General features: G+C 42.2%; 13 protein-coding genes. 7 read left to right on the top strand and 6 right to left on the bottom strand.

Annotated features, from left to right (window positions below; translation table 11 throughout):
- Positions 1-3 precede the first annotated feature (3 nt).
- From rsxC to nth, 5 genes are read left to right on the top strand one after another with little or no spacing between them, the layout of a single operon-like run.
- Positions 4-2,691, top strand: a complete 2,688-nt coding sequence (rsxC, locus tag VRK28_RS00215; protein ID WP_062567020.1) for an electron transport complex subunit RsxC — start codon at positions 4-6, stop codon at positions 2,689-2,691.
- Positions 2,688-3,743: an electron transport complex subunit RsxD gene (gene rsxD / locus VRK28_RS00210; RefSeq protein WP_062567021.1), complete on the top strand. Its 1,056-nt coding sequence runs from the start codon at positions 2,688-2,690 to the stop codon at positions 3,741-3,743. The genes rsxC and rsxD overlap by 4 nt, the downstream gene beginning before the upstream one ends.
- A complete protein-coding gene (gene rsxG / locus VRK28_RS00205) occupies positions 3,743-4,378 on the top strand; it encodes an electron transport complex subunit RsxG (RefSeq protein WP_054563640.1) in 636 nt (211 codons plus the stop codon). The genes rsxD and rsxG overlap by 1 nt, the downstream gene beginning before the upstream one ends.
- Positions 4,378-5,076, top strand: coding sequence for an electron transport complex subunit E (locus VRK28_RS00200; protein WP_054553694.1), 699 nt, complete (start codon positions 4,378-4,380; stop codon positions 5,074-5,076). Before rsxG ends, VRK28_RS00200 begins: the two co-directional genes overlap by 1 nt.
- Positions 5,077-5,114: 38 nt before the next feature.
- Entirely contained in the window at positions 5,115-5,747 is a 633-nt protein-coding gene (gene nth / locus VRK28_RS00195; RefSeq protein WP_054553695.1) for an endonuclease III, read from the top strand.
- A 120-nt stretch (positions 5,748-5,867) separates the two neighbouring features.
- Here nth and VRK28_RS00190 read toward each other — a convergent pair whose 3' ends face one another.
- The gene (locus tag VRK28_RS00190; protein ID WP_062567022.1) at positions 5,868-7,406 is read right to left on the bottom strand and encodes a S10 family peptidase; all 1,539 of its coding nucleotides are present in this window, start codon (positions 7,404-7,406) and stop codon (positions 5,868-5,870) included.
- 240 nt (positions 7,407-7,646) lie between these two features.
- Between VRK28_RS00190 and VRK28_RS00185 the strand changes: the two genes are divergently transcribed.
- Both VRK28_RS00185 and gloA read left to right on the top strand, forming a co-directional pair.
- Complete coding sequence (locus VRK28_RS00185) at positions 7,647-9,554, top strand: aminotransferase class V-fold PLP-dependent enzyme (RefSeq protein ID WP_062567023.1); 1,908 nt, start codon at positions 7,647-7,649, stop codon at positions 9,552-9,554.
- Positions 9,555-9,773: 219 nt separating this feature from the next.
- Positions 9,774-10,172, top strand: coding sequence for a lactoylglutathione lyase (gene gloA / locus VRK28_RS00180; protein WP_062567031.1), 399 nt, complete (start codon positions 9,774-9,776; stop codon positions 10,170-10,172).
- 10 nt (positions 10,173-10,182) lie between these two features.
- Here gloA and VRK28_RS00175 read toward each other — a convergent pair whose 3' ends face one another.
- The 5 genes from VRK28_RS00175 to VRK28_RS00155 all read right to left on the bottom strand — a co-directional run bounded on the left by VRK28_RS00175 (position 10,183) and on the right by VRK28_RS00155 (position 16,670).
- Entirely contained in the window at positions 10,183-12,420 is a 2,238-nt protein-coding gene (locus VRK28_RS00175) for an ATP-binding protein (RefSeq protein WP_062567024.1), read from the bottom strand.
- Positions 12,417-13,580: a sugar ABC transporter substrate-binding protein gene (locus VRK28_RS00170; RefSeq protein ID WP_062567025.1), complete on the bottom strand. Its 1,164-nt coding sequence runs from the start codon at positions 13,578-13,580 to the stop codon at positions 12,417-12,419. The genes VRK28_RS00175 and VRK28_RS00170 overlap by 4 nt, the downstream gene beginning before the upstream one ends.
- A gap of 68 nt (positions 13,581-13,648) precedes the next feature.
- Positions 13,649-14,794, bottom strand: a complete 1,146-nt coding sequence (locus VRK28_RS00165; RefSeq protein WP_062567032.1) for an ABC transporter permease — start codon at positions 14,792-14,794, stop codon at positions 13,649-13,651.
- Positions 14,795-14,799: 5 nt separating this feature from the next.
- Positions 14,800-15,726: an ABC transporter ATP-binding protein gene (locus tag VRK28_RS00160; RefSeq protein ID WP_062567026.1), complete on the bottom strand. Its 927-nt coding sequence runs from the start codon at positions 15,724-15,726 to the stop codon at positions 14,800-14,802.
- A complete protein-coding gene (locus tag VRK28_RS00155; protein WP_062567027.1) occupies positions 15,723-16,670 on the bottom strand; it encodes an HlyD family secretion protein in 948 nt (315 codons plus the stop codon). Before VRK28_RS00155 ends, VRK28_RS00160 begins: the two co-directional genes overlap by 4 nt.
- Positions 16,671-17,012: the final 342 nt, after the last annotated feature.

Here is a 17,012-nt window from a genome sequence, read left to right as displayed (position 1 = left end):
CAGATGGAAAAATTAATAGATCAAATTAAACAAGGCAAAGTGTGGTCTATACCTGGAGGCGTTCACCCACCAGGTCAAAAGCTGCAATCAACAACACAAGCCATTGCAAGACTGCCACTACCAGACAAGCTCGTTGTATCACTAAAACAACATATTGGTGCTAACGGTAAACTTATTGTTGAAAAAGGCCAGCAGGTTCTAAAAGGTCAAGCATTAACTAAACCAAGCGGTAATTGGTCAGTGCCTGTGCACGCGCCAACATCAGGGTTGATCAGCGATATTTGCCCAATGCCCTCTGCTCACCCGTCGGCGTTGCCTGAACTTAGCGTTATTATTGAACCTGATGGTGAAGATAACTGGTGCGAGCTTAACCCTGTAACTGATGCCAAAGCACTTTCCCATGATGAGCTTGTAGATATTATTCATCAAAGTGGTATTGCAGGTATGGGCGGTGCTGGCTTCCCAACCTATGTAAAAGCTGATACCCGTAAAGCCATCGAGTTTTTAATTGTTAATGCTGTTGAGTGTGAGCCTTATATCACTGCTGATGACATGCTAATGCGCGAACATGCCGATGGCATAATTGCCGGTATTGAATTAATGCAGCAGCTGTTAAGTCCACAGCTGACAATTATTGGTATTGAAGATAATAAACCAGATGCCATTGCTGCCATGAAACTCGCAGCACAACATAACGACAGCATCATAGTGCAAACAGTACCAACGGTTTACCCTTCTGGCGGTGAAAAACAGCTAATTAAATTGCTAACGGGCAAAGAGGTCCCTAGTGGCAGTATTCCTGCCGATATTGGTATGTTGGTGCAAAATGTCGGTACTTTGTTTGCGGTAAATCAAGCCGTACATGAAGGTAAACCTCTTATAGAGCGTGTAGTAACGGTAACCGGTAACACCATCCATAAACAAGGTAATGTGTGGGCTTTACTAGGCACTGAAATTAAACATTTATTAGACTGCCAAGGCTTTTCTCCGGTTCCACAGCAACGTGTGGTTATGGGCGGTCCAATGATGGGCTTTACCCTACCAACCGTGCGTATTGGTGTGGTTAAAGCGACGAACTGTATTTTAGCGCCAGATCACCAAGAGCTTGCTGAGCCGGGTGATGAAAAAGCCTGTATTCGTTGTAGTGCCTGTGCTGACGCCTGCCCTGCTTCATTGTTACCTCAGCAATTACAATGGTTTGCTAAGTCTAAAGAATACGACAAACTCAACGAGCACAATTTATTCGATTGTATTGAATGTGGCGCCTGTGCTTATGTTTGCCCAAGCGAAATACCCTTGGTGCAGTACTATCGTGTTGCTAAAGCTGAAATCAAAGAGCAGCAAGCAGAGCAAATCAAAGCAGAGCGAGCAAAAGAGCGTTTTGAAGCACGTAAAGAGCGCTTAGAGCGCGAACAAGAAGAGCGTCAAAATCGCCATAAACGTAAGCCGGCTGCTAAGTCAGATGGCGAAAAACAAAAAGTGGCCGATGCACTCGCCCGAGTTAAAGCTAAATCTGATGATAAAGACAGTAAGTCAGCTGTCGCTGCAGCTATTGCCCGTGCGAAAGCGAAAAAGCAAGGTGCAGAGATTGAGCCTGATAACTCTGAAGTGGCTAAAGAGCGTGCAGCACGTAAAGAACAAGCACGTAAATACAAAGAGCAAAAAGCACTAGAGCAAGGTGAAGAAGGCGTCGATAAAGACGATAAAAAGTCTGCTGTTGCTGCCGCTATTGCCCGCGCTAAAGCGAAAAAAGCCGCACAAGCTACAGAAGAAAACGCTTCTGCTGAAACTGACGCTGCGCCAAAAGATGACAAAAAAGCTGCTGTTGCAGCTGCTATCGCTCGTGCTAAAGCGAAAAAAGCAGCGCAAGCTGTTGAAAATCAAACTGAAGCTGAAGAAGATAGCGCACCAGTTGATGACAAAAAAGCTGCTGTTGCTGCTGCAATCGCTCGTGCTAAAGCAAAAAAAGTAGCGCAAGCTGCTGAGAATCAAACTGAAGCTGAAGAAGATAGCGCGCCTGTTGATGACAAAAAAGCTGCTGTTGCTGCTGCAATCGCTCGTGCTAAAGCGAAAAAAGCAGCACAAGCTGCTGAGAATCAAACTGAAGCTGAAGAAGATAGCGCGCCAGTTGATGACAAAAAAGCTGCTGTTGCAGCTGCTATCGCCCGTGCTAAAGCCAAAAAAGCAGCTAAAGAGCAAGCGCAGAGTGACGACTCTTCACAGCAAACTAATGATTCAAGTGCTGAGGCAGATGCCCAGCCACAAGCTGACGCTCCTGAATCTAACGAAGATAAGAAAAAAACTGCCGTTGCTGCCGCTATCGCTCGCGCCAAAGCGAAAAAAGCCGCTAAAGAGCAAGCACAGAGTGACGATTCTTCAGAGCAAATAAATGATTCAAATGATGAGGCTGATGCCAAGCCGCAGTCTGATGCTCCTGAATCTAGCGAAGATAAGAAAAAAGCCGCTGTTGCAGCTGCCATAGCTCGCGCCAAAGCGAAAAAGGCCGCTAAAGAGCAAGCGCAGAGTGACGAATCATCAGAACAACTTGATGATTCAAGCGATACGGATGATTCAAAACCGCAGGTTGATGAACCTGAGTCTAGCGAAGATAAGAAAAAAGCAGCGGTCGCTCGTGCCATTGCAAGAGCTAAAGCGAAAAAGTTACAACAAGAAGGAAACGATAAGTCATGAAACTAACCATGGCGAGTTCGCCGCATAATCATAGCCATAAATCATTAAGCCGATTAATGATGACAGTGATTGCTGCGTGTATTCCAGGCTTAATCGCGCAAGTTTTCTTTTTTGGTAGCGCTGTTTTAATTCAGCTTGTTCTCGCGCTAATTACAGTTAGCGCCTGTGAAGCCGCTGTATTGATGCTTCGTAAACGCAAAGTTTGGCCAACACTCAGTGATGGTAGTGCGTGGTTAACAGGCGTATTACTGGCGTTGAGTATTCCCCCTTTAGCGCCTTGGTGGATTATCGTAATTGGCTGTATGTTTGCAATTGTTATTGTAAAGCAGCTTTATGGTGGCCTTGGCTTTAATTTATTTAACCCTGCTATGGCAGCTTATGTATTACTACTTGTATCGTTTCCGGTGCAAATGACAAGCTGGTTACCTGTTAGTGATTTACTTGCATCTCCAATCAGCTTCTCACAGCAGCTGTCTGTTATTTTCAATGGCTTTACCAGCGCTGGTTTTAGTGTTGATCAATTACGTGTAGCGATTGATGGCACAACCATGGCAACGCCGCTTGATACCGTTAAAACAGATGTCGCCCATCACCTAACGGTGGCTGAGAGCATGAGTAAGCCTCTTTTTAATGACTGGTTTGGCCTTGGTTGGGGCTGGGTTAACCTCGGCTTTTTAATCGGGGGGCTTTATTTATTAAAAGCTAAAATCATTAATTGGCATATCCCTGTTAGCTTTTTAGCCTCATTGGCCGTGTGCAGTGGTATTGGTTATATTGCAGCTCCTGGCACAGAGCCAGGCGTGGTATTTCATTTATTCAGTGGTGCAACCATGTTAGGGGCATTCTTTATTGCTACCGATCCTGTTTCTGCATCAACCACAAATAGAGGTCGTTTAATTTATGGTGCGTTAATTGGTCTACTTGTTTACTTAATTCGTACTTTCGGTGGTTATCCTGATGCTGTGGCATTTAGTGTATTGCTGTTAAATATGGCGGTACCTTTAATTGATTACTACACGAAACCACGTACTTACGGCCATGGGGTGAAATAATGATCCTTTCCTCAATGACTAAAAACGGCGCTATTCTTACAGCATTTGCGCTCATTACCACAGGCACTGTGGCCCTGACTCATAGCCTGACTGCTGAGCGTATTGAAGAGCAAGAAAAGCAACAACTTGCAGAGCAACTTCAACAAGTACTTGATGCCCATCATTATGACAATCAACTATACAAAGATTGTGTCGTGATCACCGATGAGCGCTTAGGTCCACGCCCAGAGCAAGTTATTTATCGTGCTTACAAAGACAATAAGCCTTACGCTTTAGTGATGCGCCATGTAACACCAAGTGGTTACAGTGGCGATATCAACTTATTAACTGCGGTTTTTGCCAATGGTGAAATAGCGGGTGTTCGTGTCACTAAGCACGAAGAAACACCGGGCCTTGGCGATAAAGTTGAGGTCAAAAAATCAGACTGGATCACCCTTTTCAAAGGCCAAAATGTACTGGGTGAAGATGATAGCCGCTGGGCTGTTAAAAAAGATGGTGGCCAATTTGATCAGTTTACTGGCGCAACCATTACACCGCGTGCCGTTGTCGGCTCAGTAAAACAAGCTGTGCTGTTTGCCCAAGCTGAATTTGATAACTTGTTTGCTGCGCCAAACATCTGTCAAGGAGCCAAGTAATGAGCCAAGTTAAAACTTTATTTAAAGATGGCATGTGGGCCAATAACCCTGCCCTTGTGCAGTTATTAGGCTTGTGCCCGCTACTTGCCGTTACCTCTACGATTACCAATGCATTAGGCCTAGGTTTAGCAACTTTATTGGTTCTGGTTGGTTCTAACGTCACCGTATCGATTGTGCGTAACTGGGTACCTAAAGATATTCGTATTCCTGTTTTTGTGATGATCATCGCAGGCTTTGTAACCATCGTGCAGCTAATGATGAATGCCTATACATTTGGCCTTTATCAATCACTGGGGATTTTTATTCCACTGATTGTTACCAACTGTGCCATTATCGGTCGCGCAGAAGCATTCGCTTCTAAAAATACCGTGCCACTTTCAGCCTTTGACGGCCTGATGATGGGACTTGGCTTTATGTTAGTTTTAGTGGTGCTAGGGGCAATGCGAGAGCTTATTGGTCAAGGTACGCTATTTGATGGCGCCGATTTATTATTAGGGCCATGGGCTGCTGCACTTCGAATTGAAGTATTTAGTTTTGATAACCAATTTTTATTGGCAATTTTACCACCGGGTGCCTTTTTAGGGCTTGGTTTATTGATTGCTGCAAAAAATGTCATTGATACACAAATAAAATCTAAGCAAGTTGTTACTCCAGAAGCAGAAAAAGGCCCTAGAGCCCGAGTGACAAGTTTAACTTAAAGGAGAGCACGCACCGTCACTGCGTGCTTTACGCCACCATGAATAAAGAAAAGCGCTATGAGATCTTATCTCGTTTACGTGAGCAAAACCCGCACCCAGAAACAGAGCTTGAATACTCAAGCCCGTTTGAATTATTAGTTGCGGTTACCTTATCAGCACAAGCTACAGATGTGGGTGTTAATAAAGCAACCCGTAAGCTATTCCCTGTTGCTAACACGCCTCAAGCGATTCTTGATTTAGGCCTTGAAGGCCTTCGCGATTACATCAAGACCATTGGTTTGTTTAATTCTAAAGCCAATAATGTCTATAAAATGTGTGAGATTCTGGTCAATAAACATAACTCAGAAGTACCAGAGAATCGTGAAGCGCTCGAAGCATTACCGGGTGTTGGCAGAAAGACTGCAAATGTTGTTTTAAACTGTGCCTTTGGCTGGCCAACAATTGCTGTCGATACGCATATTTTCCGCGTTTCTAACCGCACTAAGTTTGCCATGGGTAAAGATGTAGTTGCTGTAGAACAAAAACTAGAAAAAGTGGTACCTAAAGAATTTAAGGTCGATGTACACCACTGGTTAATCCTGCACGGTCGCTATGTGTGCACGGCTCGTAAACCTAAGTGCGGCAGTTGTATTATCGAAGATTTGTGTGAGTTTAAGGAAAAGACTGAGTAGTTAAAGTCTACTCTAAAGTTAACAATTTTAAGGTGAAGTTGCTCACCTTTTTCTATCACCTCAGTAAGTTCATTTTGCAGATTGTGCCAAACACAAGGTTTGGCACAATAAGCCTAGCCATTATCGCTGGTTTTGGCTCACCTGCTTTTTAATAAACTCTCGCGTATCATTTAACAACGATACTCTTGCTGGTTCGTGAACATACATCATGTGACCACCGTGATAATAGTGATAGTCAATTTTATCAGCGTATATACCGTGTCTGTTTAAGGTGTATTCTGCATCAAAAAATGGCGTGACAATATCGTAATACCCTGAGGCAACCATCACTTTCATTTGCGGATTACTGCGAAGCACATAAGATAAATCTGGCGCGGTATTGACGTATCTTGGCTCCCATCCTTGTCCATCAGGAGCAGTACGCCAGCGCCAGTTATCTGATAACTCAGGGTCACCAGGGTTTAAGTATTTTCTTTTCCACTGTACGTTTAAATCTGTGCGCATGTATTTCATCAGTGCCGCTTTATATGCAGGCCCTATCACTTTAGACGCATCTTGCTTAGGAGCCGCTGTTAAATCGTCTCGTTCATCAAGCTTATAACGTCCATCAAGCAAGCCTACTGCGACGCCCTCATCACGCAATAACTCTTTAGCGAATCTAAAGGCATTAATGCGTAAATCAACCTGCTCAATATATTGTTTGCTTAGCCCTGTATAACGGTGAAGGCCATCAACAATTTGCGCTCTGTCAGCTTTACTAAGGGCATTCCCCTTAAATAAGGCTGGTAGTAATTCATCAACTGCAAATTGTCGGCTCGCATCAATAAACGCTTCAAAATCTCCAGATGTGTCTACTTTTTTATGATACCAAGCAGTTGCAGCAAGTGTGGGTATGTAAGTGATGTAAGAAATGATGTTGTCATCAACATAAGGGCTTGAACCTTGATAGTCTAAAGCTTGTGACACAAAAATAATGCCATTTACATTGATCAGGTGTTTATCCATAAGCACTTTAGAAACCGCTGCCGCTCGAGTTGTCCCGTAGCTCTCTCCCAATAAAAATATTGGTGCATTCCAGCGATTTTCTTTTGTTAGCCACTGGGCAATAAAATCAGCGATAGAAGATGCATCTTGATTTAAGCCCCAAAAAGCTTTGCTGTCAGTGTCACCTAAGGCACGCGAGTAACCTGTGCCAACAGGGTCCACGAACACCATATCAGTCACATCAAGTATCGTCTCAGGCGCATCTTTTAATTCGTAAGGAGCCATTCCTGGATGTGAAGCATCGCTTGGTACAACAACTCGTTTAGGACCATATGCACCCATATGTAACCAATTAGACGATGAGCCTGGGCCACCATTCCAGATAAATGTGACTGGTCTGTTTTTGTTATCGCTTGCAGCTATATAATCAAACGAAAAGATAGCAGCAGTTGGCTCTTCGTTTTTGTTTAATAAATAGGTTTCACCGGCTACAGCTTTGTATTTCAGCCTTTTGTCATTAAAAGTACCTTTATGCTGGGTCACAAATTTAGTGGCTTCTGGTATCGGCTTCTTACTGTTGTTTGAATTTGAGACTTCATCTGCATTAACCGCGCTTGTACAAAGCGCAAACAATGTAGAGATGACTACAGTTTTGAAATTGGCAACATACGCCATGTTTTATTCTCCCTAGCAGGCTTATCTGTATCTGGCTTGAGTGGCTTTATCACTCAGTGTGCAATTAACCTTTTACTTAAGTGATTACTTTTACAGCAAGCACATGTAATTTCAACTATCTGCGATTAACACGTAAAAAGCTTATCTTTCTCGGTATAAAAAATATCAAAGTATTAATTTCACAAGCTTCCATCCTTTCGTTATGCTGTTGAGTAATGTGATATTTTTATGAGAATAGCTATGTTACCTTTACTTCGTATCTTATTAATTGAGCAAGATCCTGCCACCTTAAAAGAGCTTTCAACAAACCTAGCAAAAACAATCCCCAATTTTGAGCGCAGTGATGTTGATATCGACATTATTGAGTGCATTGAGCTCAAGCAGGCGTTGAAATATGTAGAGGAAGATGGCGATATTCAAGCTGTGGTACTTAGTTGGGATGTACTGAACAATGGCGAGCGCACCTATAGCCGTTTTATCGAGCAATTAAAAGGCATACGCCTTGAGCTGCCTGTTTATGTTATTGGTGACGATACGAAAGGCTTGGAAATAGTTAACGAGTCAGAAGAAATTGAATCTTTCTTTTTTAAAGATGAGGTCATTTCAGACCCTGAAGCAATCTTGGGCTATATGATCAATGACTTTGATGACCGTTCAGAAACCCCATTTTGGACCGCCTACCGTCGTTATGTGGGTGAATCGAACGATTCATGGCACACACCTGGTCACAGCGGCGGAGCTAGCTTTAGAAATTCTCCCTATATTAAAGACTTTTATCAGTTTTATGGCCGTAACGTATTTGTTGGCGACCTGTCGGTTTCTGTCGACTCGCTTGGTTCACTGTCTGACAGCACCAACACCATAGGTCGCTCTCAAGAATCAGCTGCGGCGACATTTGAAGTAAAACATACCTACTTTGTTACCAATGGGTCTTCCACTTCAAATAAGATTATTTTGCAAACTTTGCTGCGTAAAGGCGATAAGGTGATCATTGACCGAAACTGCCATAAATCAGTACATTACGGCATTTTGCAATCGGCTAGTTTACCTATTTACTTATCGAGTATTTTAAATCCTAAATATGGTATCTTCGCGCCCCCTTCACTGGCTGACATCAAGCAAGCGATTGAACAAAATAGCGATGCTAAATTACTGGTTTTAACTGGCTGTACTTACGATGGTCTACTTAGCGATTTAAAACAAGTAGTGGAATTTGCACATCAGCACGGTATTAAAGTGTTTATCGACGAAGCGTGGTTTGCTTACTCGCTTTTCCACCCGAGTTTACGCCACTACTCAGCTATTAATGCTGGCGCAGACTATGTTACCCATTCAGCACATAAAGTGGTTTCAGCGTTCTCTCAGGCGTCTTATATTCATGTGAACGACCCTGATTTCGATGCCGATTTCTTCCGTGAGATCTACAGTATTTACGCCAGTACCTCGCCAAAATATCAGCTCATTGCTTCGCTGGATGTATGCCAGAAGCAATTAGAAATGGAAGGTTATAAATTACTGAATGCCCTGCTGAATCATGTTGCAGAGTTTAAGCAGCAAATGGCTTCACTGAAACATATTAAAGTGCTCGATAAGCAAGATTTCATGGATATATTCCCACATTTTAGTGGCGATAACATGGGTCACGACCCACTGAAGATCCTTATCGATATTAGCGAGTTACCTTATTCATTAAAGGATATTCATAAATTTCTATTAGATGAAATTGGCCTTGAAATCGAAAAGTACACGCACAGCACCATTTTAGTTTTGCTAACTCTTGGTGGCACACGCTCAAAGATCATTCGCCTTTACAATGCGCTGAAGAAACTCGATAGCGGTAAAGTAAAACTTGCCACTTCAATGAGGCGCACACGCCTACCAGAGAATCTACCCGCTATAGACTTAGCCTGTATTCCTAGTGATGCATTCTATGGCGAACGTGAATCTGTACCAATTAGCAAAAGTAACAACCGAATTTGTGCCGGATTAGTGACACCTTATCCTCCTGGTATCCCACTGTTAGTGCCGGGGCAACATATCACTAATGAGCATATCGAATATCTTAAGGAGTTGGCGGGTCAGGGCCTGACAATTCAAGGGAGCTTTGATGGCGAAATTTATGTACTTAAAGGTAAAGTGAAAAGCTAAGCTTTCGCTTATACCGCAAAAACCTCATTGTTATGCAGCAATCCCGATTCATTGCTGCATAACGCCACCCTTTTCATATTAAACGCTTTGTCTCAATGCTACTGTGCATGCAATCGAAATAACTTATAATCCATTTTTAATAATTTTAATGCGCAGCGTTGTACCATGCTGCGTTATTGAAATTGTGCGAATTTAAAGACAAGAAAGAGGATGCTTAAAATGCGCTTATTACACACAATGCTTCGCGTTGCTGATTTAGATAAATCAATTGAATTTTATACGCAGGTATTAGGTATGAAAGAGCTGCGCCGTGCAGACAACGAAGAGTACCGCTACACCCTTGCTTTTGTCGGTTATGGTGACGAAAAAGATTCGACCGTGCTTGAGCTTACTTATAACTGGGATACAGACAGCTATGATTTAGGTAATGCATACGGTCATATTGCTATCGAGTTTGATAATATTTATAAAGCCTGCGAAGACATTAAAGCTGCTGGCGGTAATGTGAGTCGTGAGCCGGGTCCTGTAAAAGGCGGCACAACTGAAATTGCATTTGTTAAAGACCCAGATGGTTATGCAATTGAGTTAATTCAGAAAAAAGATAACAACACTTTTTGATTCATACCGGCTATTTCAGCGATTGCTGAGATAGCCACTTTGCGAGTGCTTTTTCAAGTTCAGCAAAATTAATTGGCTTTGCGATATGGTCACTGATACCAATTTTTGCGCTTGTTTCGATGTCGTCTTTCATAGCATTAGCACTAACCGCAATAATCGGCGTATCAAAATCTGGCCTTGCAAGTAAGTTTTCGCTGGCAGTTAATCCATCCATCACCGGCATTTGAATATCCATTAAAATCAGTGCGTAATCTTGTGTTAGGGTTTTCTCACAGGCAATTTGTCCATTTTCTGCCAATTCATAATTTAGACCTAATTGAGTTAAATACTTAGAGATAACAATTTGATTAATTGGGTTATCTTCGGCAATTAATATTGGCTTGTCGACTGATTTAAAATCGAACTGAATGTCTTCATTTGATTGGTGTACTTTTTCGCTAGCGTCCTGTGTGTTTAGTGATTTAAAATTAACATTAATGGTAAACTCGGTACCTTTGCCAAGCTCACTGTCGATACCAATAGTACCTCCCATCAAATCAATCATCCCCTTACTGATGGCAAGCCCAAGACCGGTTCCTCCATATTCACGAGTGGTGTTACTTTGCGCTTGTACAAAGGGGTTAAACAGAGCTGTTATTTTATCTTCAGCGATACCAATGCCTGTATCTTTTACCGATAACTCGACGGCTGTCTGGTGTTCATCTCGGCTTTGCAGAGTAAGCGAAAGAATGATCTCTCCTTGATTGGTAAACTTAACGGCGTTAGAGAGCAAGTTAATCAGCACTTGTTTAACGCGTATTTCATCACATTCTACATTCAGCGATTGTAATGAGGAGACCTCAAGCCGGCAGCCAACCCCTTTAGCATCACAACTCGGTTTAAATAGTAAGATAAGGTCATGGCAAAGCGCGACTAAATCACATTGTCGCGACTCGAGCTCTACCTTATTGGCTTCTATTTTTGAAAAGTCGAGAATATCGTTAATCACGGTTAATAACACATCACTACAGTTGTTAATTTGCCTTACAAACTCTGCTTGCTCTTGTGTTAACGTGCTTTTATTGAGTAGCTGCAAAAAGCCCACAATACCATTCATCGGAGTACGTATTTCATGGCTCATATTGGCTAAGAACTGGCTTTTAACTTGCTCAGAGCGCTCAGCGCGAAGTTTTTCTAATTGCAATGAAGTAATTTGTATATCAATGGTATCGGCCATGCTGCTAAGGGAATCTGCAATATCTTTAAACTCTTGATAATGAAAATCGTCGGTATCTTGTTTGTAATTACCTAATGCATATTCTCGGCTAAGAGCAGTAATGCGATTTAGCGGGTTATGGAGCCGTGCCGTCAACCAACGCACTGAAATAAATGAAATAATAGAGAGTCCTACAATTGACAACCCTGCCAATATAGCCGTTTGCTTTACAGCGCTGGTGTAGGTGGTTTTTGCTTCATTAATTTGGAATCGTAAACTGGTTGGCTTACCTGCATAAAAAACATTACTGATTGAGGCCTGCCCCATTAATTTGCCGTTATCGCCAGCATCGCCCACGCTATATAAAATGTTATCTTGTGCAGTAATTTGTACCTGCTTACCTGCTTGATAAACCGGTTGTTCATTATGTATTGCAAGCCACTTTAACGCCTCTGATAAAGGCACAAAAGACACTAACACGCCCGTTTTGATTATTGGCTCACTAAGAGAATCTTGCTCATGTAACAACTTAGATGTAATTGCCAGTAAGGCATTTTGTTTTGCCTCTGCAGGCGCAAATAATTCACTAACTTGGGGGTTATCGATAATTTGAACTGTGTTTTGCTCTGTTGATGTCTTGGCGCTGTCGAGAATGCTTTTTGTGAGTTTATAGTTCAAATTTAAAGAGGTAATAGGGTAACCTTCAACTATAAAGCCTTGATTATCAATTACAATCGATGCTTTTATCTGTGGATTCTGGGCAACAAACTCCTGCAGTTGTACAAGCGCGAACTGTGAGTACACCACTTTATTGGGCAGTTCTGTAATCGCTTTAGTGCTACTAAGCAATTGGCTGTTTTTCTCAAGCTTAAATAAGAGTTGTTCAAGGCTGGCCGCATTATTTCTAGCTTGCCATTGTAAACTCGTATTTGCTTGGTCAATTGAGCTTAAATAGAATCGCCCTATCATCAAACCTGCAAGGATCAGCAGGGGAATAATGACCAGTAGTAATACACTGATAAATAAGGCGCGACTAAAGCGTGGACTACTCATTCAGCCCCTTCATTGGCAATCGAACGCTCTGCCAACCCTTGCATAAAAAGCCCCGCTTGCTCAGCAGTTAAGGCACCACTGCCATAGCGAATAAACCCTTTATTTAATACTTCCCATACGATGATCATAGATGCGGTTGAAGGCATAGGTTTTGTAAATTGTATGGCATCAATTAAGGTTGATAACTCAGTGCCTTGTTGTGCTTTAAGGTTATTTAAAACCTCAGTGTTAACTGGGATATCTTGAAGTTTTTGCCAAACCAGTGTTTGGAATTTTTCTGCTTGAACCAATTTAGCAAATTTGATCAAATTGTCTTTATTAACACCATTTAAGCCATCATTTGGAAACGCCAGCACAAAGGTTGAGTAATAAGGCTGCATATACTCACCATTGAGTTTCGGCAATTGCTGCACAGCTAAACTATCACCAAGCGCCTGCTCATACGTTTTTAATGCCCAAGCACCATCGATGATGAAGGCGGCTTGCTGCGCTTTAAATGCATTATTTGAGCAAGTGTAATCGCACTGTCTATCAACCAGGTTTTGTTTATTTAAACCCCAAACAAATTTGAGAGCCGATAGCATTGCTGGTGTATTTAGCTGAACTTGATTATCTACAAGTAGATCACCACTAAAAGCCGATAGGAACGGGATAAACCAATACATTTCCATAAAACTCCATGTAACGAGTTTCACTTTTTCAGGCAATGAAGGTTGAATTTGGTATATATCCTGCCAGTTTTCTATTGGCTCTTTAACAAACTGCTTATTATAAAAAAGTAACAAGTGATTCCCTTGAATGATGGGTATACCTAAGAGCTCATTGTTGAGCTTTGCAGTTTCTAAGGTTCGCTTGTCTGTGGTATCAGCTATGAGTGAGTGTGGAATAACGCTGTAGTTGGCATATTTATCAAGGCCTAAGTGATCAGCGGGTACAATAATTACGTCTGTTGAGGTGCTGGTACTAGTATTTTGTACCAACCTTACCTTTAGCGCCTTTTGGTCAACCAATACAGAGTTAACCGTTAAACCGTTTTGCTCTGCAAACTCACTAAGCAATTGGTTAAAATGTTCATGCTTCATGGTATGGGCTAGGTTTATCGTTGCTGCATAGCCATCAAACGTAACTAATAGCACCGCCAGCCAAAATACTCGCCACACGCTAATTTCTACTCAAAATGAATTAAAATTACTTTTTAGTTAAGCACATATGCCTTAAATTGCCCAGCCTAATCAAGGGTTTTCTTAAATCTAAATGCAGCCACAGCCAAGCCCAAAATAGTAAAAGCTAAAAGCCAAAGTAAGTCACTGCTCATACTTATTAAATTGACATCTTTTAGCACGATTCCACGTACTAATCTTAGGTAATGCGTTGCGGGTAAACACTCAGCAAGCCATTGCGCTGCCTTTGGCATACCTTCATAGGGAAATACAAAACCTGACAATAAAATAGAAGGTAATAGAATGAAAATTGTCATTTGCATTGCTTGAAGCTGATTTTTAGCGATGGTTGAAAGTACTAAGCCAAGCACTAAACTGGCACATATAAAGGCAAAGGTTGCGACAACCAATGCGACTAAACCACCTCCAAAAGGAATATGAAACAAGAGCTTACCCATGCCTAATATAATAAATAACTGAATAAAACCAATGAAGATATAAGGCACCACTTTACCGATCATTAATTCAAGCGAGCTTAATGGTAAGGTGATTAAGAGCTCCATATTACCTCGCTCTTGCTCTTTAACAATGGCAGCAGAGGTAAACATAATCATCGTCATGGTTAAAATAACAGCAGCTAAACCTGGCACAATATTCACTGCAGAGCGTTGCTCTGGGTTATAAAATAAGGTCGTCTCAAAGGTTGGGTATGTTCTATTCGCAGGCTTATCGAGAAGCTCTGCAAGCGGCATATTGCGCAGCGATTTTATGCTCGACGCTACCATTGTATCTGAGCCGTCAACTAACCAATGTGCAATTGGCCTGACTAACGACTCATTACTGCCATCAGGCAAACCAAAACCCACTGTTGGGTGCTGAGCAAGTCGGTTTGCCACATCGTGGGGTATAAACAGCACAGCCCGCACTTTCGCACTGGCGATTGCTGTTTGTGCCTGTTCTATACTGTCGTAATAATCTGTCACTTTAACCACATTTGTCGCCGATACTGTTTGTACTAAAATGCGACTGAGCGCAGTTTGACTATGATCGACCACTGCAACAGGGATATCTTTAACGTTGGTGTTAATAGCATAACCAAATAGAATCAGTTGGATAAGGGGGATCATCACCACCATCGCAAATGTCATTCTATCGCGGCGTAATTGTAGTAATTCTTTGCTTACAATTGCTTTTATGCGGCTTAATGAAGTCATAATACTCATTGTCTGCCCTGCCCTGTGCAGGTGACAAACACGTCTTCAAGGCTTGGGCGCACACTATTTACTTGCCACGTATCCTGACAAAATGATTGCTGCTTTATGAACTCAACGGGGTCTTGAACATCTTTTTTCACTAAGACTCGCAGCTGTGCACCTAATTGAGTGGCTGAAATAACATGGTCAATTGTTGCGAGCTGTTTTTTTAATTCTCTGGTTTGCGCCCCTGCGATTTCTACAACATGAGCGTGCATGTCTGTCATTAATTGCTTTGGAGAGCCATCCGCGCGTTTAATACCTGATTCTAAAATGGCTAAACGATGACAACGCTCTGCTTCATCCATGTAATGAGTGGTGACTAATATCGTGGTACCGGCATTACTTAAATCAAACAGTGTTTCCCAAAAATCACGGCGATTTTGTGGATCGACTGCCGATGTTGGCTCATCAAGAAATAAAATTTTCGGTTTATTAATCACTGCAGCAGCCAATGCTAAGCGCTGCCGTTGCCCCCCACTCATACTTCCGGCCATTTGATCAACTCTTTGATCAAGACCATAGGTATGGAGCAATTCGTCAATTCTTTGTTGTTTTTGCTGCTTTTTAAACGGGTAAAGCGCCGCCATGAACTTTAGGTTTTCAAGTACGGTCAGGTCACTATAAAGTGAAAACTTTTGCGTCATATAACCAAGTTGCGTTCTGAGCTTTTCAGCATCTTTTGGCAGACTCAAGCCAAGCACATTGATATCACCAGAGGTTGGCTTCAATAACCCCGTAAGCATACGGATTGCTGTCGTTTTACCACAGCCATTAGGGCCCAAAAAGCCATAAATTTGCCCTTGCTCAACGTCTAGATCAAGGTTATCAATCGCTTTTAAATCGCCAAATTGTTTTACCAAACCTTTGGCATGGATCACCGATTCAGTCATGGCATAATCACTTGAGCAGGTACGCCTGTCGGTAAATTATTTTCACTTACCGGTAGTGTTACCTCAGCAAGATACATTAATCTCGCACGCTCTTCCTGATTAAGGGCATAAAAAGGCGTGAACGCAGGCTCTGAGGCAATCCAGGTAAGTTCACCCTGTAGATCTTTATCTATGCCATCGACGCGAACCGTTAGGGTCATGCCCTGATTGAGCTTGGCACGATATGGTTCAGGGATATATACGCGTGCGTAAGGTGCGCTGTTTGCTTGAATTATAACGACAGGGCTACCTTTAGTAACTCGCTCACCTACGTGCCAAGGTAAATTATCGACCCTGCCAGCACGCATCGCTTTAATTGTCAGATCTGAGAGGTATTTTTGCTGTACTTTTAGTTCTGCTTCTGCCGCCTGAACTTGCGCTTTCGCACTATTAATATCTTCAACGCGAGAACCATTTGTTAACTCATTTAAGTTCTGCTTTGCTGATTCTAAATTAGCAAAAGTCTCATCTCGTGCAGCGGTAGCACTGTCTAAGGTTTCTTGGCTTGCGAGTTTATCTTTAACTAAGGTTTTTGCACGGCGAAAATTAGCTTCGCTTTGCGTATATGCAGCATTGGCTGCTGCTACTTTGGCTGATGCAGCAGCAACTTCTTCGGGGCGAGCACCATTCAAGGTTTTTTCAAGAAATGCAGTGGCTTGAGCTAATTGAGCTTGTGCTTTAGCAACAATCGCTTGTTGTAGTTCAGCATCGAACTTTGCAATCACCTGCCCTTTTTCGACCAACTGGCCTGCTGAGACGGGTAAATCGATGAGTATTTCGTTAGTCGTTGCAGGATGGATCACACGCTCACGCTCAAGCGTTCCTAGCGCTACTCCCTCATTTGAGTCTGAACAAGCAGTAATGACTAAAGAAATTAGTATGAGTACAACACGTTTAGCTAACATTTTAATTTCCTTATGGTTAGCTGATGAGTTGCTAGATACTATAAAGTATTAAAATGATCTGTAAAAGTGATCTATAGGAATTAAAGTTTTAGAAATATATGGAGTCTATATCGTAAAGATATATGGAGAATAAGGAATATTAAGTTGAAAAATCTTAGTTCTATTTGAAATGATATATAGATAGCCTTTCCAACACATCAACTTACTTAAAGTAAGTGGCGCCCCCAAGAGATTTGTACTCTTGATAACGTCGTGCATAGATTGCGCGGTGTTCACCGCCCTACTACACATAACCTACTTGAATAAGTGGCGTCCCCAAGGGGATTCGAACCCCTGTTACCG

This window comes from Pseudoalteromonas sp. P80D2, assembly GCF_036680945.1.
Lineage (GTDB): Bacteria > Pseudomonadota > Gammaproteobacteria > Enterobacterales > Alteromonadaceae > Pseudoalteromonas > Pseudoalteromonas shioyasakiensis.
Note: the sequence above shows the minus strand (reverse complement) of the source record. Positions and strands in the feature narration are given on the sequence as shown.

Bases quoted from the DNA above. Each gene is read 5' to 3' on its own strand.
- gloA (WP_062567031.1), top strand. From the start codon at position 9,774: ATGCGCTTATTACACACAATGCTTCGCGTTGCTGATTTAGATAAATCA.
- VRK28_RS00185 (WP_062567023.1), top strand. From the start codon at position 7,647: ATGTTACCTTTACTTCGTATCTTATTAATTGAGCAAGATCCTGCCACC.
- VRK28_RS00165 (WP_062567032.1), bottom strand. From the start codon at position 14,794: ATGACTTCATTAAGCCGCATAAAAGCAATTGTAAGCAAAGAATTACTA.
- VRK28_RS00160 (WP_062567026.1), bottom strand. From the start codon at position 15,726: ATGACTGAATCGGTGATCCATGCCAAAGGTTTGGTAAAACAATTTGGC.
- VRK28_RS00155 (WP_062567027.1), bottom strand. From the start codon at position 16,670: ATGTTAGCTAAACGTGTTGTACTCATACTAATTTCTTTAGTCATTACT.
- nth (WP_054553695.1), top strand. From the start codon at position 5,115: ATGAATAAAGAAAAGCGCTATGAGATCTTATCTCGTTTACGTGAGCAA.
- rsxD (WP_062567021.1), top strand. From the start codon at position 2,688: ATGAAACTAACCATGGCGAGTTCGCCGCATAATCATAGCCATAAATCA.
- VRK28_RS00200 (WP_054553694.1), top strand. From the start codon at position 4,378: ATGAGCCAAGTTAAAACTTTATTTAAAGATGGCATGTGGGCCAATAAC.
- rsxG (WP_054563640.1), top strand. From the start codon at position 3,743: ATGATCCTTTCCTCAATGACTAAAAACGGCGCTATTCTTACAGCATTT.
- VRK28_RS00175 (WP_062567024.1), bottom strand. From the start codon at position 12,420: ATGAGTAGTCCACGCTTTAGTCGCGCCTTATTTATCAGTGTATTACTA.
- rsxC (WP_062567020.1), top strand. From the start codon at position 4: ATGGAAAAATTAATAGATCAAATTAAACAAGGCAAAGTGTGGTCTATA.
- VRK28_RS00190 (WP_062567022.1), bottom strand. From the start codon at position 7,406: ATGGCGTATGTTGCCAATTTCAAAACTGTAGTCATCTCTACATTGTTT.